The sequence below is a fragment of the Gordonibacter sp. 28C genome (assembly GCF_003339845.1).
Taxonomy (GTDB): domain Bacteria; phylum Actinomycetota; class Coriobacteriia; order Coriobacteriales; family Eggerthellaceae; genus Gordonibacter.
Window position 1 is genome coordinate 136,589 of the sequence record NZ_PPTR01000007.1, and the last position, 21,481, is coordinate 158,069.

Below are 21,481 nucleotides of genomic sequence, written 5' to 3' on the forward strand. Positions count from 1 at the left end.
GCTTTTTTGCGTTGGAGAGACGGCGCGACGGCCGTCTTTGCACGCGAGCAAACGAAGCGCTCGGCACCCCCTTGGGCCGCCGAGCTTCCGAGCATGCGAGGCGGGCGCAGGGACCTCCCGCGAAGCCGAATCGAAGGATCTTCGGCAAACGGAAGGCGCTCGTCGTCGAAGACCCTTCGACTCCACGCCTTCGGCGCTCCGCTCAGGATGACGAAAAGGGGCCCTACGGGCGGTACGTCACCTTCGCTATGGGGCTCTCCCACACGGCCACTTCCTTCAACGAGATGTGCGCCGGGAACGTTTTCTCCAACTCGTAGAACACCACGCGGGCCAGATGCTCGGCCGTGGGGTTTATCTCGTCGAAGGGCGGCACGTCGTTCAGGCAGCGGTGATCGAAGTTCTCGAGCACGCCGTGCAGGGCGCGCTTGATGTCCTTGAAGTCGTAGAGCATGCCCACCTCGTCGAGGTGCTGGCCCGCGATGGTGATCTCCACGTCCCACGTGTGCCCGTGGAGGTACTGGCACGGGCCGTCGTAGCCCGGCAGCGCGTGGGCCGCATCGAAGTGGTCCTTCACCGTGAGCTCGTAATGGCCGCCGCCCACATGCAGGTGCATGCTGCCCGAAAGTTTGCCGGGGCCCTCGTAGGGCGCGTTCTTGCGCACCGCGCACTCGTCGGCCTCGTCCCCGCTTTCCATGATGCCGCCTTCCAACATCGGTCCTTTCATTTACATTACCACCAGCAACCGCTTGCAGTGCGGACACGTCGCCAGCGGCGCATTCGCCTTCAATTCGATGAGGCGGCCGCCGTCTATGACGTTTCGGCACACGCCGCAGCGGCCTTCGGTCAGAAGGCCCACGGCCACGCCGCCCGTGCGCGCGGCCGTGCGGTCGTAGGCGTCGCGCAGCTCGTCCGACAGCTTGGCGGACAGGGCGTCGCGGTTCGCGGTCATGCGGCCGATGTCGGCCTGCAGCGCGCCGCCCTCCTGCTGGAACGACGCGATGGCCGTCGCCTCCTGCTTCTCGATCTCGGCCAGCGCGCGCGACACCTGGTCCTGCACGCCCTGGATCTTCGCCATCTCCTCGCCCAGCTTTGTGAGCTCCTCCTCCAGCGTGTTGCGCCGCTTGGCGAAGCCGTTGAGCTCCTTGGTGTGGGCCTCCACGTTGCGGTAGTCGCCGCGGGAGCCGTCGATGGCCTCCTGCACGCGACGCTGCTTCTCGGCCAGGTCGGCGTCCTCGTTCTCGAGCTTGGCCGCCTTGGCCTCGGCCTGGGCGCGCAGCTCGCCGACCTGATCGCGCTTCTGCTCGATGGAGCGCTTCTTCTGACGGGCCGCGAGGATGGTCGCGCGCTGGGGCAGCTCCTCGAGCTTCTTCTTGGCTTTGAGGAGCTCGAGGTCGGTCTGCTGCATTCTCAGCAGGTTGGTCAGGTCATCGGTGGTTGCTCGCATGTGCTTCCTTCTCTTAGTCTCTCGCGCGCTCTCGCGCCTTCCCCTCGACGCGCGCCTAGACGCGCGTCGTTTCCGGATACGACCAGTTGTCTCCCTGGTCGAGCATGGTGACGATCTCGCCGGGCACCCCCGCGCCCTCGACGGCCGCGGCCAGCACGGCCGCCAGCGGCAGCTCGCTCGTGTCGTGGCCGAGCTCCACGATGGCGAGCCCTGCTTGGGACAGCGCCAGCGCTTCGTGGTACTTTATCTCTCCGCACACCAGGCAGTCCGCCTGATCGCGCAGGGCCGCCTGGGCCACGTCGCCCGCCGAGCCCGTGGTGGTGACCACGCGGTCGAGCTCGCGGGAGAAGTCGCCCCACACGCGCGGCTGCCGCGCGAACACCGACGTGCAGCGCGCGGCCAGCTGCCCCAGCGTGAGCGGCCCGTCGCCGGCCTTCACGGCGCAAAGCTGTCCGTAGCCTTTGCGCTTCGAGGAAGCCAGCGGAACCACCACGCTTTTGAACTGCAGGTTGAGCATGCCCGGCAGCACCCGTTGAGCACTCGCGCTCACGTCGAGCGCCGTGTGGTAGGACAGCAGCGCCACGCCGCGTGCCACGGCCGCCCACACGAGCGCGCCGGGGTTCGCCGCCACCGACGAGGCCGGCGAGAACGCCTCCGGCGGCTCCAGGAAGGCGGGGTGGTGCGTGACGAGCACGTTCGCGCCCATCGACGCGGCCTCCTCCACGGCCTCCACCGTGGGGTCGAGCGCCACGGCGACACCCTCCACGAGGCGCGCCGGGTCGCCCACGGTCATGCCGGTGCGGTCCCAGGCCTCGGCGTCCGCCGCCGGGAACTCCTTGAGCAGCGCGCGCTCCAACGCCCCCACGGTGACGGTGGATATCTGCTTGGAGAGCGGCCCCGACGCGCGCTGCGCCAGGCCCCCCTTCACTTTCTCTTTCTTCGTTCCAGCCATGTCGATCAACCTCTTTCCTGCGAACGGGTGGGCTTTTCGCCTATGGTTCGATGGTAATCTCTCGACGGTCGCCGTCGGCCGTCGGAACCGTTACCGTTCGATAACCGCATTCGTACATGAGCCGGTACGCCGCCTCCACGTCGCGGACGACGTGGGCGGGCGTGTGGGCGTCGGTGCCCACGGTGCACGGCACGCCCGCGCGGCAGAACTCCCGCAACAGCGCCGGCGCAGGGAACATCTCCCGGCATGCGTAGTACGACCCCGAGGTGTTCACCTCCACCATGCGCCCCGAGGCCGCGCACGCCTCGGCGGCCCGTTCGTAGAGCGGCTGCACGTCGAAGGTCGGGTAGTAAGCGAACTTCTTCGCCAAATCGGGGTGCGACATCACGTGGAAGGGCGCGTCCGAGGAAACGGCGTCGCACCACAGCTCGAAATAGCGCCTCCAAATGACGTCGGGCGCGTCCGGCTCGTCCCAGCGATCGCGCTGCCCGGGATCGTCGAAGGGCCACGCGTCCACGAAGTGCACCGAGCCGAGCACGAGCTGAAAGGGCGCCAGGTCGACGTCGGCGATGGAGCGGTCCTCGTCGGCGCCGAGCCAGTCCAGCTCGCATCCCGTGATTATCTCGATGCCGGGATGCCTCTCGCGCGCCTCGTCGAGGACGGCCAGGTACTCCCTCACGCGCTCGGCCGGCATGGCCAGGTAGTCCACCGGGTCGAACGCCTTCGACAGCGGGTAGTGCTCGGTCACGGCGATGGTCGTGACGCCGGCCTCTTCGGCGGCGGTCACGAGCTCTTCCACCGTGCCCTCGCCGTGCCCGCAGAACGAGGTGTGCGTGTGCGTGGTAACCAATTCCATACCGCTAGCTCCAATCCAGCACGCCGGCGACGGCCTCGAGGAAGGCGTCGACGTCGCGCTCGGTCGTGTAACGCCCCATGGATATGCGCAGAGCGCCATGGGCGCGGTCGTCGTCGATGCCCAGCGCGTGCAGCACATGGCTGGGTTCGAGCGAATGCGACGAGCAGGCCGAACCTCCCGACACGCCGAAGCCCCGCATGTCGAAGCGCAGGATGAGCGTCTCGCTCTCCAGGCCGCTCACCAAAACGTGCGCGATGTTCGGCAGGAAGTCCTCGCTTCCGGCCTCCACGTCAACCGTGGCCTCCACGGCGTCGAACGCAGCCAGCCCCGCGTAGAGCCTGTCGCGCAGCGCGCGCTGGCGCGCCGCCTCGGCTTCCCGCATTTCGCACGCCGCGCGGCACGCGGCCGCGAAACCTGCGGCTCCGGCCACGTTCTGCGTGCCGCTGCGCCGCCCGGACTCCTGGCCCCCGCCCAACAGGTAGGGCTCGTAGGGGGTGCGCGCCTTCAGGTACAGCGCGCCCACGCCCTTGGGGCCGCCCACCTTGTGGGCCGAGAACGACGCGGCGTCCACGCCCCACTCCCCCACGTTCACCGGCGCCTTTCCGAGCGCCTGCACGGCGTCGGTGTGAAAGAGCGCGCCCGCCGCATGCGCGACGCGCGCGAGCTCGGCGACGGGCTGAACGCTGCCCACCTCGCTGTTCGCGGCCTGCACCGACACGAGCACAGTGTCCGGGCCCACGGCCTCCTCGAGCGCTCGCACCTCGACGAAGCCCTGACGGTTCGGCACCAGGCGGGTCACGCGGAAGCCCTGCGCCTCCAAGCGCTTGGCCGGGGCGAGCACGGCGTCGTGCTCCACGGCCGTGGTCACGACATGCGGAACGAAGTCGCCCGCGCCGTGCTGCCGGCGCAGCGCCGCAGCCGCGTGCGCGATGCCGAAGAGGGCCTCGTTGTCGGCCTCGGTGGCGCCCGACGTGAACACGATCTCGTCGGGACGCGACGCGCCCAGATCGCGCGCGACGGAGCGGCGCGCCTCCTCGAGCGCGGCGAACGCGGCCCTGCCGGGCGCGTGCAGCGAGTTCGCGTTGCCGCCTGCGCGCAGGTTGGCGCGGCCGGGAACCTGGTAGGGCTCCATGGCCCGAGCCGCCTCGTCGCACAACGGCGCCGTTGCGGCCCAGTCCAGGTAGACGTAGTCTTCGCTGACGGAGGCGGGCATGGCCTACGCCTCCTTGCCGGCCGTGGCGAGCGCGGACAGGCGGGCCTCGTCCGCGGCCGCGGCGACGTCGGCGACGGCGCGGGCGGGATCCTCGGCGGCGAACACGGCGTTGCCGCACACGAGCACGTCGGCGCCGGCGGCGGCCACGAGCGGAGCCGTGGCCACGCCGATGCCGCCGTCCACCTGAACGAGCGGAGACGCGCCCACGGAACGGGCCAGGGCGACCACGCGGGCCACCTTGTCCTCGCTGCCCTCGATGTAGCCCTGCCCCGAGAAGCCGGGTTCCACGCTCATGACCAGCACCATGTCCACGTCGGCGATGACGGGGGCGAGCACCCCGGCCGCCGTGCGCGGCTTGAGGCTCACGGCGGCCTTGGCGCCGGCCGCGCGGATGGACGCCACGGCGCGGGCGAGCCCGTCGGCGTCGAGCGCCTCGGCATGCACGGTGACGGAATCCGCCCCGGCGTCCAAGAACCACGGCAGCTGTTCCAACGGGTTGGAGATCATGAGGTGCACGTCGAGCGGCAGCGACGTGGCCTTCTTCAGCTGCTTCACCACAGGCACGCCCATGGTGAGGTTCGGCACGAAATGCCCGTCCATGACGTCGACATGCACGTAGCCGGCGCCCGCCGACTCGATGAGGGCGATGTCGCGTCCGAGGTTCATGAAATCGGCCGACAGGATGGACGGCGCTATCTTCACCGGTTCGAACATGGGGGCACTCCTTATCCGGGCACTGCTGGTCGTACGGGTAGGCTTCCATTCTAGCGCAACGCCCCGCGCCCTCGTCAGCCCGGCGGCGGGACGCGAAGAAAACCACACGCGGGCGGTCGGCGGCAGACGCGCGGCTGCCCGAGCGAAGCGCGTCGCCCGCCGTCCCGAACAAACCGCGTCGGCTGCGATGCCGAGCACGCCGCGCGAAAGGGGCGTTCGGCACAATAATGACCGATTCTTTGCGCTGGATCGCTTCCGAGAGAGGTCCGAACCCGTTCGTTTCTTTTGCGAACAGGGAAAACGCCGAAGGCCGCCCGATGCTCGTTCGTTTTTCGAAGCTTATTTCTCCACACTTGCAGAGAATCGGTGATTTTCGTGCCGCGGCAACCCCTTGAGCGCTATGCGGCGAGCAGGAGGCAGAACCCCGTTGCGACCGCGACGAAGGCGGCGTCCAGCGCGCGGCGCGGCACGCCGCCGAGGAACGACTCGAGGCCCGGATAGACGATCCAGGTCATCAGCGTGGACACGAGGCCGAACGCAAGCGCGGTCTGCAGGCAGACCTGCCCTTGGAAGTTGAAAGGCAGATCGCGGTAGTCCCACAGAGGCAGCGAGCCGTCGGCGAGCGGCTGGTTGAACAGAAGCCCGTTGGCAAGCTCGATGCCCACGCACACGAGCATGTTGGCCGCGAAGCTGATAGCCAGAGGCGCGACGTTGCCGCGAAAGCGCTTCTGCAGGCGGACCTTGAGGGGAAAGAGCAGCAGCGCGCAAGCCACCACGCCGAAACCGTACACGCAGAAGGGGTCCAGCCAAAAACCCCAGACCTGCGACGCGGGGTCGTAGGAGCCGGGAAGGACGCCGAAGCGGACGAGCGTGCAGTAACCCATCTCCATCCAATGCCCCGCCACGCTGAACACGCAGAAGCACAGGGCGAGGTTGCGCCAGAACGCCCACGTGCCCGCGCGGCCGCAGCGCGCTGCGCGGGCACTCGGAAAGGCGAGGGGGCTTCGCGGGCGGGTGTCTTGGACGCTCGGAAGGGCGGCAGGGCGGCTCTGGCTCGCGGCGGGGCCCGAAGGGAGGGTCTCTTCTCGCATAGAGATCACTCCCCCGCCGAAAGGACGGCCGCGGCCTCCCGGTTGAGGGCGGCCCATGTGGGCGCGAGCGTGGCGGCCAGCACCAGCGCGAAGCCCGCGAGCGAGACGACGAGGCCCTCGCCGAACGCCAGGTTGGCGAACAGCGGCACGCCGAACGCGTTGGCGACGACGGCGTTCGAGGCGACCACCGCGGCCGCGCCCACCATAGTCGCCGTGACCGCGTGAATGAGAGCCTCGCACCCGGCCGCGGCCATGAGCGTCGCAGGCTTCGCGCCGCCCGCGACGAGAAGGGCGACGTCGCGCGTGCGCGACCTCGACGACATCGCCACGCTCACCGCCGCTCCGAAGACGCACAAGAGCACCGGGCCGGCGAGCATGACAAAGGATTCGGCCAAGCCGAGGGTGCTGATGTCGGCAACGCCCTGGCGCTCCAAATAGTCGACCGAACACGCCATCGCCGAGAAAAGGCCCGCAACCAATCCGAAACCCACCATGATGGGCGTCTCGATCGACGTGCTGGAGGAAAGGCCGTGGCGGGCGATGCGCCTCGCAAGGTACCAGGCGTTCCATCGACTCTGCGGCACGAGCGGCGTCCATGCGTCCAGCAACGCCGAAAAGATCAGGGGAGCGAGAGGGACCAGCGTCGCCACCACCAGAATGGGCACGAACACCGACCAGCTCATGGCGACGTCCGGCGATTCGGTCAAGGTCAGGGACGCCCAGCAGGTGCAGGCAAGCATCCCCGCGAACAGCAGGGTCCGCAGCCACGTCACCCTCGCGCGCCTCGGCTCCGGCTCGCGCAGCACGATCAAAGGTGGAGTCCTCCCCGCGCTGCGAGCGCCTTTCATCCCTCCGAGCAGAAACACCGCCGCCGCCACGGCCCAAACCGCGGGCAAACGCGTCGCGTCGACGACGGGGGCCACCTGGGCGAGCGCTTCGCGGGAGCCGAGCACCAAAGGAAACAGGGGCTCGAACGTGACCGCCGCAAGCAGCGTGCCGCCCATAGCGCCCAACACCGCCACGACGGCCAGCTGTGCGAGCACCACCGCGCTCACCAGACGCGGCTCCACGTTCGCCAACTGCCACAAAGCATAGGAGCGCCGCTGCGCGGAAACCGTCAGGTTGGCGGCCGACACGAGCACCGCCACCGCCGCGATCAGCGAGAACATGAGCACCGAAGAGGCCGCGTTCTGCAAGAACTTTTGCAGCGCATCCGTTTGGAAACCCGCCGTGGCTTGCAGCGACACCACCCAGCCGCCGATATAGCCGCACACCACCGCGATGGCGAACGCGCCGATCCACGTGGCGGCGTGGTCGCGCAGGTCCGAGAACACCAGGCGGATCATGCCGCCTCCCCCAACGCCTCGAGTAACTGGCCCGCCGTCGAGCACCCCATCTCCCGCACCACCCGACCGTCCTTGAGCACCAGCACGCGGTCGGCCAGCGACGCGGCCTCCAGATCGTGCGTCACCACGACCACCGAGCGCTGCGGATCGTCGGCGATACGGCGCAGCATGCCCAGCACCTCGCGTCCGTTCTTGGAGTCGAGCGCGCCGGTGGGCTCGTCGGCGAACACGATGTCCGGACTGCTCGCGAGCACGCGGGCGACGGCCACGCGCTGCTGCTCGCCACCCGACATATCCGCAGGGCGGCTCTTCTCGCGCCCGCCCAAACCGACGCTCTCCAGCACTTCGCCCACCTGAGCCCTCGTCAACGGGCGGCCCGCCAGGCGCGCGGGCAGCGCCACGTTCTCCCCCGCTGAGAGCGAGGGGATGAGGTTGTACGATTGGAAGATGAAGCCCACGTGGTCGCGGCGCGTCTTGAACAGGGAATCGCGGCTCGCCTTGACCACCTGCCGACCCATCACCTCGATGGAGCCGGAGTCCGCCGCCTCCAACCCGGACAGGCAGTACAAAAGCGTCGACTTGCCCGAGCCGCTCGGCCCTACGATGCTCACCATCTCGCCGGGCTCGACGGCAAGGCTCACGCCCCGCAGCACGTCGACCGCGCGCCGCTTGCTCCCCCTCCCCGTGCCGAACGACTTCTCAACCTCGTGCGCAACTATCGTGGAACCCATGGATCCTCCTAAAATAGGCAACGGAACGCCGTCGTATCGAGTCGATACGTTTTAGCTTTTGCATTGATTTGAATTGCTTTGGATTGAGTCGAAACGCCGAATGTCCCCGTAGGGGCGATCTCCTGACCGCCCGTTTCGTGCGAAGCCGGAAAAACAACGGCCGGCCGCGTTTTCACACGGAGCGCGAGCGGGCGATCAGGAGATCGCCCCTACGGGGACGGCCTTTGCTAACCGCCGCTCCGTGCGGAGCGGAACGCCTTGATCGCAACGCACACGATGCCGCCGACAGGCCACGCCAAAAGGAATAGCCTGTTCGCCGGTGTGAACATCAGCACCAGACCGACCGCCGTGGCTACGCACATGACGGCCACGTACACGCTGCGCTCGCGTTTGGCTTGGCGGGCATGGAGCGCAAGACCTTCGTCGCCCAAGGCTTCGATCTGCGCTTCGTCCATGCCGTGCAGCGATCCTCGGTTGTACCGTTCCACGTTGCACCGCGACGCCAACAGGCATCCGCGGATAACGAGGAACGCGGCGATTGCAAGAAGCGAGAAGAAGAGCGCGCTCGCGATCCACACGTCGCCTTGCAGCACGACGGCCGCGACGAGCGCGGCCATGACGAGGCAGACGCCCGCGACGAGCCCCGTCACCATGGTCGCGCGGGCCCGGTCCCGCTGCTCCGGCGTGTAGAAATCCTCCACGAAAGGATGGGCCTTGCGAAACGCGCGGCGCTCGAACATCGCGGGCAGCACGACGGCCGCCCCCACCGCAACTCCCACGAACACCAGCGCGACCATGCTGTTTCGCAAAGCGGGCTCCTGCACCAGGAAAGGGTCCGACAGCAGCAGCGCCAGCGAAGCCCCCGCCAAAACGGCGAGCACGCCCAGGGGCAGCTTCCACGCGAAGGCACGCATCGCCTGGTCGTAACCGCACACGTCCTGCGGGGCTTTCACGGACGGAACGCTGGAAGCCTCGTCGGACGGACGCCCGGTCAAGTCCCCCGTCACCAATTCGTCGAGCGAGCAGCCGAACATATCGCACAGCCGAAGCAGCTTGTCCATCTCCGGGTACGCGCGTTCGGCCTCCCACTTGGAAACCGATTGGCGGCTCACGCCGAGCAGCATGGCAAGCTGCTCTTGCGTCATGTTGCGGGTGGCTCTCAAATGCTGCAGGTTGTCGCGAAAGCTCATGGATCCATCCTTCATCCGTTAATGGCCGACCTCTCGGACGGCAAACGCACCGGCGCCGTTCGCACCGCACCCTGCCGACGCCCCCATATTGCCGGTGCGCCGGACGCCATGCAACCAACTTGCGGCTTCTTTTTGACGAAGCGCACGACAACTTCCGGTAGCGAATCGCAGGTCAGAGCTATAGTATATACCGCAAGACAAAAAACTTTCCAAGCGCCGCATCATCGGCGGCAACGAAACAAGGGGAACGTGCCCACCGCCGTCGAACCACGATGGCGCGAACTCAATCGACGCCACGTAGCGCCAAGTCCATCGCGCGCCGCGCAGCAACATGCGGCTTCGGCTAGCGGCGACATGCCGGATCTTGGCAGAAAAACCGAGTTCGGGGAATCAGCGGCGGGACTTGAAGCGCTCTCACACGGCGATCGGGAATCGCGACCTGGGGTTTTCTTTCAAGCATCCGGCGAAACCAGCCAACAAGGGCCTCGGTCATTCCCTGAACTCGGTTTTTCTGCCAAGATCCGGCATGTCGGCATCGAACCCGCCGGCACAAACGCACGTCCGACCGCGACGCCCTTCGCCGAGCGGCGACTTTTTCGAAAGAGCCATCTCGCCCTATGGCATTCTTCGCTTCAAACGGCAGGCGAAAGGTGACGCCTTGATGCAGATAAAGGCGAAGCGCGCCCGGGAGCGCGCCCGACGCATTATAATGGCACCGTCCTCGACCGAGAGAAGGTGCGCCATGCCCGGCTCTACACCCACGCACTTCGCCTACCGCACGCCGCTCGGGCGCGTGACCATCGCCTCGGACGGGCAGGCCGTCACCGCGCTGGCTTTCGGGGAACAGGAGCTCCCGGGGGAGGCGCGCGCCACCGAGCTCACGAACCGCGCCGCCAACCAGCTGCAGGAGTACTTCGCCGGCAAGCGCCGCGCCTTCGACCTGCCGCTCGCCCCTGCAGGCACGGATTTCCAAAAACGGGTGTGGGCGGCCGTCGAACGCGTGCCCTACGGGGAGACGCGCTCCTACAGCGACGTGGCGGCCGCCATCGGCAGCCCTCGGTCGTGCCGGGCCGTGGGCGCCGCCAGCAACAGGAACCCCCTCCCCATCCTCATCCCCTGCCACCGCGTCGTCGGGGCCAACGGGTCGCCTGCGGGAAGCGGCAACAGCGCGAAGACCAAGGCGTTCTTGCTCGATATGGAGCGCCGCACGGCAAACGAGGGCTGACCCCCTTCCGCCTCCTATCGGCAAAGAAGCGGGCTGCGCGCATCCGCAGCAGAAATTCTTTGACGGTCGGCCGAAGCGCCGGTTTTCCCCGCGCCATCGCTTATAATCGTCAGCGCGACGCGGCATGGCGCGCCGGCGGTGGAATCGAGGAAAGGTCGGGCTGTGGGAAACATGAGCGGATACGCTTCGAACATCGTGACCGGACTTCTGTTGTTCCCGCTGATCGCAGCCGTCATCACCCTGCCCTACATGGTCTACCAGTACCGCAAGGTCGGCTCCATCCCCTGGCTGCGCACGCTCATCGTGTACTCGTTCGTGTTCTACATGCTGGTGGCCTATTTCATGGTCATCCTGCCGCTGCCGGAGGACCGCACGGCCGTCGTGCCCTACGCGGCGCACCCGCAGCTCGTCCCGTTCAACTTCGTGAAGCTGTTCCTGGACGGCACGACCGCGTCGCTCGGCGACCCGTCCACCTGGCCGGGCCTTCTGCGCGACCCCAACGTCTACGAAGCCGCCTTCAACGTGCTTTTGCTGGTGCCGCTCGGCATGTACCTGCGTTACTACTTCAGGCGCACGTGGTGGCAGACGCTGATCATAGGGTTCTGCGTCACGCTGTTCTACGAGACGTCCCAGATCACGGGCCTATGGGGCGTCTACGAGCACCCGTACCGCCTGTTCGACGTGGACGACCTCATGCTGAACGCGCTGGGCGCCATGGTGGGCTTCTGGATGATGGGGCCCGCCCTGCGCGTGCTGCCCGACATGCGCCTGGTGAACGAGGAGGCTCGCGAGGACGGCGTGCGCGCGAGCGCTACCCGGCGCGGGCTGTCCTTCTTCGTCGACTTGCTCGCGGCGCAGATCGCGGCCGGCACGGTGGTCGGCGTCGCGGAGGCCCTGGGCGCGCGGGCGGCCGTGGAAAGCGCGGGAGCGGGCTGGGGCTTGGCGGTTCAGGCGGTCGAGTTCGCCGCGCTCGCGGCGTTCTTCGCGGTGATCCCCGCGCTCGCGCACGGGCGGACGCTCGGGCAGAGGCTGCTGAAGCTGCGCATCGTGCGACCGGACGCGTCTCCCGCGCGCTGGTACCAGATAGTCGCCCGATACGGGCTGCTGTTCCTGCTGGCATGGGCGCCGTTCGCGCTGCTGCTGGGCGTGGTCGACCTCGACCCCGCGCAAACGGGCGAGATGAACGCGCTCGCGGCCGTCGCCGCGCAGCATCAGGCGGGCATCATCTGGGCATGGCTCGCGTTCATGGCGGCATGGGCCGTCACGCTCGTCGTGCGGGGCGTGAGGTCGGCCGTGAAGAAAAAGCCGTTCGTCATGCTCAACGGCCTGATGTCGAACACCCGCGTGATGACGGAGGCGGGCGTCGAGCTGGTGCGCGAGCGTCGGGCGGTGCTCGACGTGGACGAGGTGGCCGCGCTCGAGCGCAGGATCGCCGAGGACGGCACGCCGCTTGCGGAGCTCATGGAGCGCGCGGGCAGGGCCGTGGCCGACGAGGTGCGCGCCTGGGTGCCCGACCCCGCTCCCGTGGTGGTGCTGAGCGGATCGGGGAACAACGGCGGCGACGGATGGGTGGCCGCGCGGGAGCTGGCCGAGGCGGGCTATCCCGTCACGCTCGTGGCCCCCGACCTGGCCGAGCGGCTGCACGCCGAACCGGCGCGGTCGACGGCGATGGAGGCGTTCTCCGACGCGTCGGCGCGGAACCTGCCGCTTTCCGTGCTCATCGCGCCCGACGCCGACGTGCTCGCCGACGCGGTGGACAGGGCGGAGGCCGTGGTGGACGCGCTTCTGGGCACCGGTTTCGCGGGCGACGAGGTGCGCGAGCCGTACGCAAGCTGGATCCGAGCCGCCAACCGCCGTCGCTTCGAGGGCGGGCGGGGCAAGGGGCGCGGGCGCCATCGCAAGCGCACGCACGAGCGCGGCGACCACGAGCGGGGACGGCGGCGCTCGCTTCCCCTGAAGGTCAAGGACGCCCCCTTCGCCGTGGCCGTGGACGTGCCGAGCGGCCTCGCGGCCCAAGACGGCACTGCGGCCCGGCCGACGTTCGCGGCCGACATGACCGTGACCATGCTGGCGTTCAAACCCGGCCTGACGGTTCCCGTGGCGGCGCGCTGGACGGGTGCCGTGAAGCTGGCGAAGCTCGGCGTGGACGTGCCCGCGCTCAGGGCTCAGATGCTCGACGCTGATCCGTCCGACGACGCCTGATCGGCGTCGTGCAAGCTCCGGGCGCGTCCAAGCTCCCAAAGGGCGTCCTGAAACGGGCGATTCCTTTTGTCTTTTATTTGTCTACCTTGTACACGTACAGGCCGGCAAGCGAGCCGTCCTCGTAGAAGCTCACGTTGAACTGGGCCTTGCCGTTCTCGAAGTCGGCACGCTGGATGACGGTGGCCGCCGAGCGGTCCCCGGACTCGCTTTGGCCGTACTTCACGTCCGCGAAGTCCTTGAAGGCGCCGAACTGGTCGAGAGCGGGAGCCAGGCCCTGCTCGAGCTTCTCGGCGTTCACGTTGGGATCGTCCCATCGGGCTGCCAGCTCGTCGAACGCCCGCTCGTTGACGAGGTCGACGACCTCGCGCGCCTGCGCGGTGATCGCGGCTTCGTCGGCCCAGGCGGGCAGGCCTTCCTGGAAATTCTCGTCCGACGAGCTCGATCCGCAGCCTGCCAGGCACAGCATCGCCAACGCCGCCAGCAGCATGGCCGCCGCAAGCATCCTCTTTCTCATGAACCCGTTCCTTCCCTAACCGGAAATCTAGCTGATACGGAACCCGACGAGCTTGCCGTCCTCGGCGATGCCGACGGAGTAGACCAAGTCGTCGTTCTCGCAATGCGCCAGCTGAACCACGATGGCCGCCACGCCGTCCGCGCCCCTGTCGTAGTGCGCGAAGGAGACGTCGCCGTACGACTCGAATTCACCGATGTCTTGAGCCGCGCGGGCGGTCTTCTCGAAATCGGAAGCGGCCGGCACGGGCTCGCCGAACAACGCCGTCAAGCCATCGTAGTTTCCCGCGACGAACAGGTCGATCGCATCGCGCGCCCGCGCGGTGACGTCGGCCTCGTCCGCCCAAGCGGGCAGACCTTCGACGTCCTTCTGGGATTCATGGTCCACCGTATCCCCCGAGCCGCAACCCGCCAAGCCGAGCGCCAGCACCGCCGCGGCCAGCAAGGCGACGAGCAAAAGCCTTTTCCTCATGAGAATGCCTCTCCCTCCGAGCCCCGCCGAACCTCCCGGCCACGCCCTCGCCATTGATGTTTTCCACCCGACCTCTTTGCACAGGATATCAGAAACGCCTCCCGACGGCGCGGGAAGGTCGGCAGCGCATAAAAAGGCCCCCTTCGGATGGGGGGTCCGAAGGGGGCCATGCAGTGCGCACTGAGGAGAAGGGGAAGGTGCGCATGCTCACGTGCCCGTCGAAAAGTTTGAGAGAGAGGGGGGGGGTTCACACGAGAGACGAGACGACGGGTCACACGAATAGGTTGTGAAGGTTCCGCTTGCCGAATCGAATCCGCGCCGCGCCGCAGGGGCGCAAGAGGCTTCGTCGTTCGGACAAGAGGTACCTTACGTCACGCCGCCGCGCACCGCAATGCGATTCGCGGTTCGGTAAAGCCCCGGTCATCGCGTTGTTGTCGACGCGTCAGAAACCCCGCCGCCGCGCGCACGAGGGAGCACCGACGGCGCGGCCTCGCCCCGACGCCGGGCTTTGCGAGCGAGCCGAACGCGGGTCGCCCGGATACCGCCCGTCGCGCGACGGGCCTGCGCTATACTGGACGGAGCGAACGAGGCGAAGGAGGCCAGAGGCAACATGGAGTGGAATGCGGAGCTCTACGACGAACAGCACGGCTACGTGGGCGCGTACGGAGAGGCGCTGGTGCAGCTGGTGAGGGAAGAGGCCGAGCGGCGCGGCGAAGAGGCGGGCGCGCTGCGCATACTCGACGTGGGCTGCGGCACGGGCGCGAACCTGGACGCGCTCGCCGAGGTGGGAGCCGTCACGGGCGTCGACGCCTCCCCCGCCATGGTGGAGCGGGCGCGGCGCGACCATCCCGGCGTCGAGGTCGTCGAGGCCGACGCGTGCGCCCTGCCGTTCCACGACGCGTTCGACGTGGCGTTCTCGAACGCCGTGTTCCATTGGATCCCCGACCAGGTGGCCCTGCTCAAAAGCGTGGCGGGCGCGTTGGCGACCGGCGGCCTGCTCGTGGCGGAGATGGGGGCCCACGGCAACATCGCCCGCATCGAGGAAGGCTACGCGCAGGCGCTGCGCAAGCACAGCGGAGACTACGCCGGGCGGTTCTGCTTTCCCCAAGAACCCGCGTACCGACGCCTGTTGGGCATCGCCGGGTTCGAGGTGGAGAGCATGGAGGCGTTCGACCGCCCCACGCCGCTCGCGGGAGGCAGGGACGGCCTGCGGTTGTTCGCCGAGCAGTTCTTCGCCAAGAGCCTGGGCCTGTACCGCGACGAGGACCGGGCGGCCGTTCTGGACGACTTCGAGCGCGCCTGCGAGGACGAGCTCTGGGACGCCGGGGCGGGTTGCTGGACGGCCGACTACCGCCGCCTGCGCTTCACGGCCCGCAAGGTGCGCGCCGTGCGCGGAGCCGGCGGCATGGGCCAGCTGAACGTTCTGGGATCGTAGCGGGACGCTAAAGCCCGTAGAACTCGGTGGTGAGGGGCCGGCTCGTGAGCATCTTGGCCACGTCGCGCGGGTCGGCGCCCTCCCAGACGACGCTGCGCACCACGTCGGTGATGGGCAGCTCCACGCCGTAGGCGTCGGCCAACGTCTCGAGCGTCTTGCAGGCAAGCGCCCCCTCCACCACCATGTGCGTACGCTCGACGAACTCGTCGAGCGTGCCGCCCTCGGCGATCATCTTGCCGAAGCTCCGGTTGCGGGAGTGCTCGGAGGTGCAGGTGGCCACCAGGTCCCCCGTGCCGGCCAGCCCCATGCACGTGAGGGCCTGTCCCCCGCAGCGCACCACGAGGCGGCTCATCTCGGCCAGGCCGCGCGTCATGAGCATGGCCGCCGTGTTGTCGCCGAACCCGATGCCGTAGGACACGCCCACCGCGATGGCGATGACGTTCTTGAAGGCCGCGCACAGCTCCACGCCGATCACGTCGTCGCTGGCGTAGGTGCGGAAGAACTCGGTCGCGAACAGCTCTTGGAAGAACGTCGCCGTTCCTTCGTCGCCGCTGGCCACCACGGTGCCCGACGGGATGCCCCGTATCACCTCGGCCGCGAAGTTCGGGCCGGAGAGCACGGCCAGGCGGCTCGCGTTGCCCATCTCGGCCTCGAACACCTCCACGGGCAGAAGGCCGCTGCCCTCCTCGACGCCCTTCGAGCAGACGATCACGGGGAAATCCACAGCCACCGCATCGCCCAGGGCGCGGGCGACGTCGCGCATGATGCTCGACGGGGTCACGATGACGGCGGCCTGCGCATCCCGCAGCGCGTCCTCGCTCGAAGCGGTGGCCGCGATGCGCTCGGACAGCGCCACGTCGCTCAAGTAGCGGGGGTTCTTGTGCTCGGCGTTGATGCGGTCGGCAACCTCCTGCTTGCGCGCCCACAGCCTCACGTCGTGCCCGTTGCCGGCGAGAACCTGCGCGAGCGCGGTGCCCCACGATCCCGCTCCGATGACGGCTATCTTCAAAACGCCACGTCCTCTCGTTATCGACCCGTAGGACTCGGACGGAATCCTTGCTCCGCCTGCTCCGCAGGCCCCTGCATCACCGCCGATGGAACCCGTAGGGGCTATCTCCTGATCGCCCGCTCGCGCGAAGCGCGAGAACGCGGTCCTCGGCTGCTTTTCCGGCTGCGCCGGAACAGGCGATCAGGAGATCGCCCCTACGAAACCCCCTGCCCGCACCATGCCGGCGGGCGGGGCATCAACCAGCGTGCTCTTTCTTCTTCTTGTCGCCGATCTTGCTCTCGGTGCCGGCGCGCAGGCGCGCGATGTTGCCGCGATGGGCCCACACCACGGTGAGACCCGCCAGCGCGCACATGGCGAACGCGATCCAGTCGCCCCAGAAGTAGTACAGCGAGAAGAACGGGCACGCCAAGGCCGCGGCGATCGAACCCACCGACACGCGCTTCGTGGCCACCACGAGCACGATGAATATGAGCAGCTCCAGGCAGGCGCCCACCCAGCCGAACGTCACGAACAGGCAGCCCACCGCCACCGCGATGCCCTTGCCGCCCTTGAACTTGAGCCACGGGCTGAAGATGTGCCCCCACACGCAGCCGAGGAACGCCACCGCCAGCATGGTGTCGTAGCTGACGAGCGCTTCGGGCACCAGGCCGCCGCCCGGCAGGAACTGCGTGCTGAACGCCCAGGCCAGAACGCCCGAAAGCAGGCCCTTGCCGAAGTCGAGCACGAACACGGCGTAGCCGCCCACCTTGCCTATCGTGCGTATGGCGTTCGTGGTGCCGATGTTCCCGCTGCCGTGCTCGCGGATGTCGGTGTGGTAGAACACCTTCGAGATGATGAGGCCCCACGGCACGGAGCCCAGGAGGAACGCCGCGACGAACAGCGCGGCCGCAACCAGCAGATCCTGCATTCGTACCCTCTAGTCTTTCTTCTTGAACTTCAGCTTCACCGGCGTGCCCTCGAGGTCGAACCCCTCGCGCAGGCGGTTCTCCAAAAAGCGCTCGTAGTTGTCCGTCACGACGTCCGGGCGGTTCACGAAGAACGTGAAGTACGGAGGCTTCGTGCCCGTCTGGGTGACGTACTTCATGCGCAGCACGGCCTTGCCGTTGCTCACCGTGTGCCCCGACTCGCGGATGCCCGAAAGCCACGTGTTCAGCTTGTTCGTGGGGATGGTCTGGACGTAGTTCTCGTACGCCTTGTCGATGGCCTCCCAGATGCGGTCGACCTTCTTGCCGGTGAGGGCCGATATGGCGATGACGGGCGCGTATCCCACGAACGTCATGCGGTCGGCGATGCGCTCGCGGATGTCGGCCTTGGCCTCGGGGCCCTCCACGAGGTCCCACTTGTTCAGCACGATGACCATGGCGCAGCCGCGCTCGGCCGCGTAGCCGGCCACGCGCTGGTCCTGGTCGGTGAGCCCCAGCGTGGAGTCGATGACGAGCAGCGCCACGTCGGCGCGGTCGATGGCGCGCATGGCGCGCACGAAGCCGTAGTACTCCACGTCCTGGTCGATCTGGCTCTTGCGGCGCAGGCCCGCCGTGTCCACGATGGTGTAGCGGGTGCCGTCGTGCTCGACGGTGGTGTCGATGGCGTCGCGCGTGGTGCCCGCCACGTCGGACACGATGGAGCGGTCGTTGTTCGTCATCTTGTTCGTGAGGGAGGACTTGCCCGCGTTCGGGCGGCCGATGATGGCCACGTTGATGGAGGGTTCGTCATCCTCGGCGGGGAAATCGATCTTGCGCAGCTCGTTCACGATCTCGTCGAGCAAATCGCCCGTGCCGTGGCCGTGCAGCGACGACACGGGCCACGGATCGCCCAGGCCCAGCTGGTAGAACTCCCACAGCTCGTCGGAGCGGTTCGGGGTGTCCATCTTGTTCACCACCAAAAACACCGGCTTGTTCGTCTTGCGCAGGATGCGCGCGACGGCCTCGTCGTCGGCGTTGATGCCCGTCTTGCCGTCGACCAGGAAGATGACGACGTCGGCCTCGTTCGCGCCGGCGATGGCCTGCGCGCGGATGGATCCTTGGAAGGCGTCGTCGTCGCCCATCTCGATGCCGCCGGTGTCGACGAGCTTGAACTCGACGCCGTTCCAATCGGCTTCATGGTACGAGCGGTCGCGCGTGACGCCGCGCATCTCGTGGACGATGGCCTCGTCGGCCTGGGCTATGCGGTTCACGAAGGTGGACTTGCCGACGTTCGGCCGTCCGACCACCGCGACGAGTGGCAGGGGCATGATGGCACCTCACTGGTTGGTTTGGTCAAAAGCCGGGCCGCTGCGCCCGACCAAGTCGATGATCTCCGGGAGATAATCAGACGCGTTACAGGATACCACGGACATGCGCGCACCCGCCCGCTTTTCCATATCCTCCAAACTCATGTCATCGAGCGTCACCGCGTTGTCATTGAAAACGATGCGCGGGACGAGGAAGAGGTCGCCGCCGTCCGCGGCGACAGAAGGGGCGAGGGATTTCACGGCGTCGGCCATGTCGCATCCGCACAGAAGCCCCGTCACGTCCACGTTGCCGCCGAAGAAGTCGTTCTCCACGAACAGCGGCACCAGCAGCCCCGCCAGCGGGCCGGCTTCGACGAGCGGGCCCAGGAAGTGGCGCGTGGCGCAGCCGGCCACGTAGTACGCCCGCCTGTCGGCGGCGCGCAGGACCTCGGCGCAGCGCTCGACGAGGCCCGCGCGCTCGGCCTCCCGCCAGTCGTCCACGAACGAGCGGATGATGCCCACGCCGTCCTCGAACATGCCGAAGTCGCCGTAGTGCTCCGACGGCGGCAGGTTCTCCAGCAACTCGGGCCCGTAGGCGTTGTGGTAGAACTCGTCGGCCGGGAAGGCCCACATGCTTCCGCGCTCTGCCAACGCCCGCCGCTGGAACGGCACGACGAGGTCCATGACGGCGCTCGACGACACCGGGTCGTTGAAGCTGCGGTCGAACGCGCTCTGGTGCTTCGTGAACCCCAACGGCACGATGCACACGTCCAAAATGCCGGGGCGAGCGTAAGCCCAGGACAGCGTGTCTTCCAGCACGTCGCCGTCGTTCTGGTCGGGCACGAGCACGATCTGCGCGTGGAACTCGATGCCGGCCGCCAGCAGGCGCTCCAACACGTCGATGCCGTGCTGCGCGTGCTTGCCGATCATGCGGCGGCGCACCTCCGGGTCGGCCGCGTGCAGCGACAGGCGCAACGGCGAGATGCGCTGCTCGACGATGCGCCGCTCGTCCTCGGGCCCCAGGTTCGTGAACGTGACGAAGGTGCCGGCGAGGAAGCTCAGGCGGAAGTCGTCGTCGCGCAGCGTGAGCGAGGAGCGCATGTCGTCCGGCAGCTGGCGCATGAAGCAGAACGTGCAGGCGTTGCGGCACTGCCTCACGCCGTCGAACACCACGCCCTCGAACTCGAAGCCCCAGTCTTCGCCTGGCTCGCGCTCGAGCTCCACGACGCCCTCGTCACCGTCGAGGTCGACGTAGCCCAGCTCGATGACGTCGTCGGCCGAGAGCCAGCGCCAGTCGATGACGTCGTGCACCGGATGCCCGTCCACCGTGGTGACGTGGCAGCCGGGCTCGAACCCCGCGTCGTCGGCCGGACTCTCGGGCACGACGGCGCGCACGAGAGCCCGCGGCGCCTCGCCGCGCCCGCATCCGCCTCGCTGCTTCGCCGCCGCCTCGCGGTCTATGTCCTCCGGTGGGTAGATGCCCACGCATTCCTCCCATGCTTGCCGAGCACGGCGCCACGCGCCGTTCAGCTTCGATCAGACAAGCAGTGTATCATGAGCGCGCCTACCGGGGCGATCGACTCGAGGGGAACGCGGAAGGAACGCGGAAGGCCTTCATGCACGATTGCGGTTCCGCGTGTCGCAAGATCATCGCTGTTGCCGGCACGGCGTTTTCGAATGGAAGCCGCAAAGCCGCTCGAACCCTACCGCGCGTTCGGCTCCGGTTCGAACGTCACCACCAGCGAGCCGTCCTCGTAGCGGGCGCCGACCACGTCGCGGCCGCGCAGGCGCTCGGGCAGCGGGAGCCGCCGGGTCTGGTTCGCAAGCGACACCACGAGGTCGTCGCCGTCCTGGCGCAGGTCGAGGTCGCGCTTGTCGAAGAACGGCGCGGCGAGCGAGAGCTCGCAACCGTCCGTCGAAGCGCGCAGGCCCAGGCCGCCCGCAGGCGAGAGCACGGCCTCGGGATCGACGTCGCCGTACAGCTCCGCCGCGGCCTCGCGCAGGGCGGGCGCGCCGTGCAGCTCGCCCTGGCGCAGCATGAGGCGCAGGACGACCGTGTCCGCGAACGCGTCGCCTATCTCGGAAAGCGACGTGCGCTGCAGCTCGGTCCATCGGTCGAAGTACCCCGCGAGCGCCTCTTCCGGGTACAGGCGGTTCACGATCACCGCGTCCACGTGGTAGCCGTAGAGGCCGAGCCACGAGTAGGCCCGCTTCGCCTCCTTCACCACGATGCGCTCCGCCGTGGTGACGACGCGCAGGCTGACGCGGCCGGTGTCCGTGAGCAGGGCGCGCAGGCGCTCGAGGCGGCCGACCAGGCTCGAAAGCTCGTCGAACAGGGCGTCCTGCGGCATGGGTATCTTCATGACGCCCTCGATGACGGGACGGCCCACCTTGAGGGCCTTGCGCTTGAACGGCAGGGCGCGCTCGATGAAGGCGCCGAGGCGCTCGGGGTACTTGAGCAGCGAGAGCGTCTCGCCCGTGGGCGCGCAGTCCACGACCAGCACGTCGTAGGCTCCGCCTTCCTCGATGTCGAGCAGCGCCAGCAGCGCGAACAGCTCCTCAAGACCGGGGAACACCAGCAACTCGTCGGCCTCGATGCCGCTTTCGGCATGGCTCGTCATGAGCGTGCGCAGGTACTCTTGCAGGCCGCCCCAAGCCGCTCGCCCCGCCACGACCGGGTCGATTTCGAGCGCCCACAGGTTGTCGGCGACCTTCTGCGCCTCGCTGCCGACCTCACGGTCGAAAGCGTCGCCCAGGCTGTGCGCGGCGTCGGTGCTCGCAACGAGCACGCGCCTGCCCTGCTCCGCCAAACGGAGCGCCGTGGCGGCGGCGACGCACGTCTTGCCCACGCCGCCTTTGCCCGTATAAAGAACAACCCTCAT

The 21,481-nt window shown here is 68.2% G+C and carries 20 protein-coding genes; 3 read left to right on the forward strand and 17 right to left on the reverse strand.

Annotated elements, in window-relative coordinates; all coding sequences use genetic code 11:
- Window positions 1-223: 223 nt before the first annotated feature.
- The 10 genes from queD to C1878_RS10380 all read right to left on the reverse strand — a co-directional run bounded on the left by queD (window position 224) and on the right by C1878_RS10380 (window position 9,537).
- Window positions 224-724 carry a 6-carboxytetrahydropterin synthase QueD gene (gene queD / locus C1878_RS10335; RefSeq protein WP_199519327.1) on the reverse strand — a complete coding sequence of 167 codons (501 nt, stop codon included), beginning with the start codon at window positions 722-724 and terminating at the stop codon, window positions 224-226.
- Window positions 725-1,444 (reverse strand): zinc ribbon domain-containing protein, encoded by a 720-nt coding sequence (locus C1878_RS10340; protein ID WP_114601539.1) that lies wholly within the window; start codon window positions 1,442-1,444, stop codon window positions 725-727.
- A gap of 55 nt (window positions 1,445-1,499) precedes the next feature.
- Window positions 1,500-2,396 (reverse strand): Nif3-like dinuclear metal center hexameric protein, encoded by an 897-nt coding sequence (locus C1878_RS10345; RefSeq protein WP_114601592.1) that lies wholly within the window; start codon window positions 2,394-2,396, stop codon window positions 1,500-1,502.
- Window positions 2,397-2,436: 40 nt separating this feature from the next.
- Window positions 2,437-3,252 (reverse strand): histidinol-phosphatase HisJ family protein, encoded by an 816-nt coding sequence (locus C1878_RS10350; protein ID WP_114601540.1) that lies wholly within the window; start codon window positions 3,250-3,252, stop codon window positions 2,437-2,439.
- 4 nt (window positions 3,253-3,256) lie between these two features.
- The gene (locus C1878_RS10355) at window positions 3,257-4,465 is read right to left on the reverse strand and encodes a cysteine desulfurase family protein (protein WP_114601541.1); all 1,209 of its coding nucleotides are present in this window, start codon (window positions 4,463-4,465) and stop codon (window positions 3,257-3,259) included.
- 3 nt (window positions 4,466-4,468) lie between these two features.
- Entirely contained in the window at window positions 4,469-5,179 is a 711-nt protein-coding gene (gene rpe, locus C1878_RS10360; protein ID WP_114601542.1) for a ribulose-phosphate 3-epimerase, read from the reverse strand.
- 398 nt (window positions 5,180-5,577) lie between these two features.
- Window positions 5,578-6,270 carry a putative ABC transporter permease gene (locus tag C1878_RS10365; RefSeq protein ID WP_114601543.1) on the reverse strand — a complete coding sequence of 231 codons (693 nt, stop codon included), beginning with the start codon at window positions 6,268-6,270 and terminating at the stop codon, window positions 5,578-5,580.
- Between the two features lie 5 nt (window positions 6,271-6,275).
- Entirely contained in the window at window positions 6,276-7,616 is a 1,341-nt protein-coding gene (locus C1878_RS10370) for an FtsX-like permease family protein (RefSeq protein ID WP_114601544.1), read from the reverse strand.
- Window positions 7,613-8,347, reverse strand: coding sequence for an ABC transporter ATP-binding protein (locus tag C1878_RS10375; RefSeq protein WP_114601545.1), 735 nt, complete (start codon window positions 8,345-8,347; stop codon window positions 7,613-7,615). Before C1878_RS10375 ends, C1878_RS10370 begins: the two co-directional genes overlap by 4 nt.
- A gap of 227 nt (window positions 8,348-8,574) precedes the next feature.
- The gene (locus C1878_RS10380; RefSeq protein ID WP_114601546.1) at window positions 8,575-9,537 is read right to left on the reverse strand and encodes a helix-turn-helix transcriptional regulator; all 963 of its coding nucleotides are present in this window, start codon (window positions 9,535-9,537) and stop codon (window positions 8,575-8,577) included.
- Window positions 9,538-10,279: 742 nt separating this feature from the next.
- On the opposite strand from C1878_RS10380, the gene C1878_RS10385 reads away from it, so the two are divergent.
- Together C1878_RS10385 and C1878_RS10390 are read left to right on the forward strand one after the other, a co-directional pair.
- Window positions 10,280-10,762 carry a methylated-DNA--[protein]-cysteine S-methyltransferase gene (locus C1878_RS10385; protein ID WP_114601547.1) on the forward strand — a complete coding sequence of 161 codons (483 nt, stop codon included), beginning with the start codon at window positions 10,280-10,282 and terminating at the stop codon, window positions 10,760-10,762.
- Between the two features lie 171 nt (window positions 10,763-10,933).
- Entirely contained in the window at window positions 10,934-12,964 is a 2,031-nt protein-coding gene (locus tag C1878_RS10390; RefSeq protein WP_114601593.1) for an NAD(P)H-hydrate epimerase, read from the forward strand.
- Between the two features lie 73 nt (window positions 12,965-13,037).
- On the opposite strand, the gene C1878_RS10395 is transcribed toward C1878_RS10390, so the two are convergent.
- Window positions 13,038-13,478, reverse strand: a complete 441-nt coding sequence (locus C1878_RS10395) for a DUF3887 domain-containing protein (protein WP_114601548.1) — start codon at window positions 13,476-13,478, stop codon at window positions 13,038-13,040.
- Between the two features lie 27 nt (window positions 13,479-13,505).
- On the reverse strand, window positions 13,506-13,946 hold the full coding sequence (locus C1878_RS10400; RefSeq protein ID WP_158539787.1) for a DUF3887 domain-containing protein: 441 nt from the start codon (window positions 13,944-13,946) through the stop codon (window positions 13,506-13,508).
- A 610-nt stretch (window positions 13,947-14,556) separates the two neighbouring features.
- On the opposite strand from C1878_RS10400, the gene C1878_RS10405 reads away from it, so the two are divergent.
- Complete coding sequence (locus tag C1878_RS10405; RefSeq protein WP_114601550.1) at window positions 14,557-15,381, forward strand: trans-aconitate 2-methyltransferase; 825 nt, start codon at window positions 14,557-14,559, stop codon at window positions 15,379-15,381.
- A 7-nt stretch (window positions 15,382-15,388) separates the two neighbouring features.
- Here the strand turns inward: C1878_RS10405 and C1878_RS10410 are convergent, their stop codons facing one another.
- The 5 genes from C1878_RS10410 to C1878_RS10430 form a co-directional block, all read right to left on the reverse strand.
- A complete protein-coding gene (locus tag C1878_RS10410) occupies window positions 15,389-16,390 on the reverse strand; it encodes an NAD(P)H-dependent glycerol-3-phosphate dehydrogenase (RefSeq protein ID WP_114601551.1) in 1,002 nt (333 codons plus the stop codon).
- Window positions 16,391-16,625: 235 nt separating this feature from the next.
- On the reverse strand, window positions 16,626-17,297 hold the full coding sequence (gene plsY / locus C1878_RS10415; RefSeq protein WP_114601552.1) for a glycerol-3-phosphate 1-O-acyltransferase PlsY: 672 nt from the start codon (window positions 17,295-17,297) through the stop codon (window positions 16,626-16,628).
- A gap of 9 nt (window positions 17,298-17,306) precedes the next feature.
- Window positions 17,307-18,620 carry a ribosome biogenesis GTPase Der gene (der, locus tag C1878_RS10420; protein ID WP_114601553.1) on the reverse strand — a complete coding sequence of 438 codons (1,314 nt, stop codon included), beginning with the start codon at window positions 18,618-18,620 and terminating at the stop codon, window positions 17,307-17,309.
- 9 nt (window positions 18,621-18,629) lie between these two features.
- On the reverse strand, window positions 18,630-20,084 hold the full coding sequence (locus C1878_RS10425; protein ID WP_114601554.1) for a DUF512 domain-containing protein: 1,455 nt from the start codon (window positions 20,082-20,084) through the stop codon (window positions 18,630-18,632).
- 218 nt (window positions 20,085-20,302) lie between these two features.
- Window positions 20,303-21,481, reverse strand: coding sequence for an ArsA family ATPase (locus C1878_RS10430; RefSeq protein WP_114601555.1), 1,179 nt, complete (start codon window positions 21,479-21,481; stop codon window positions 20,303-20,305).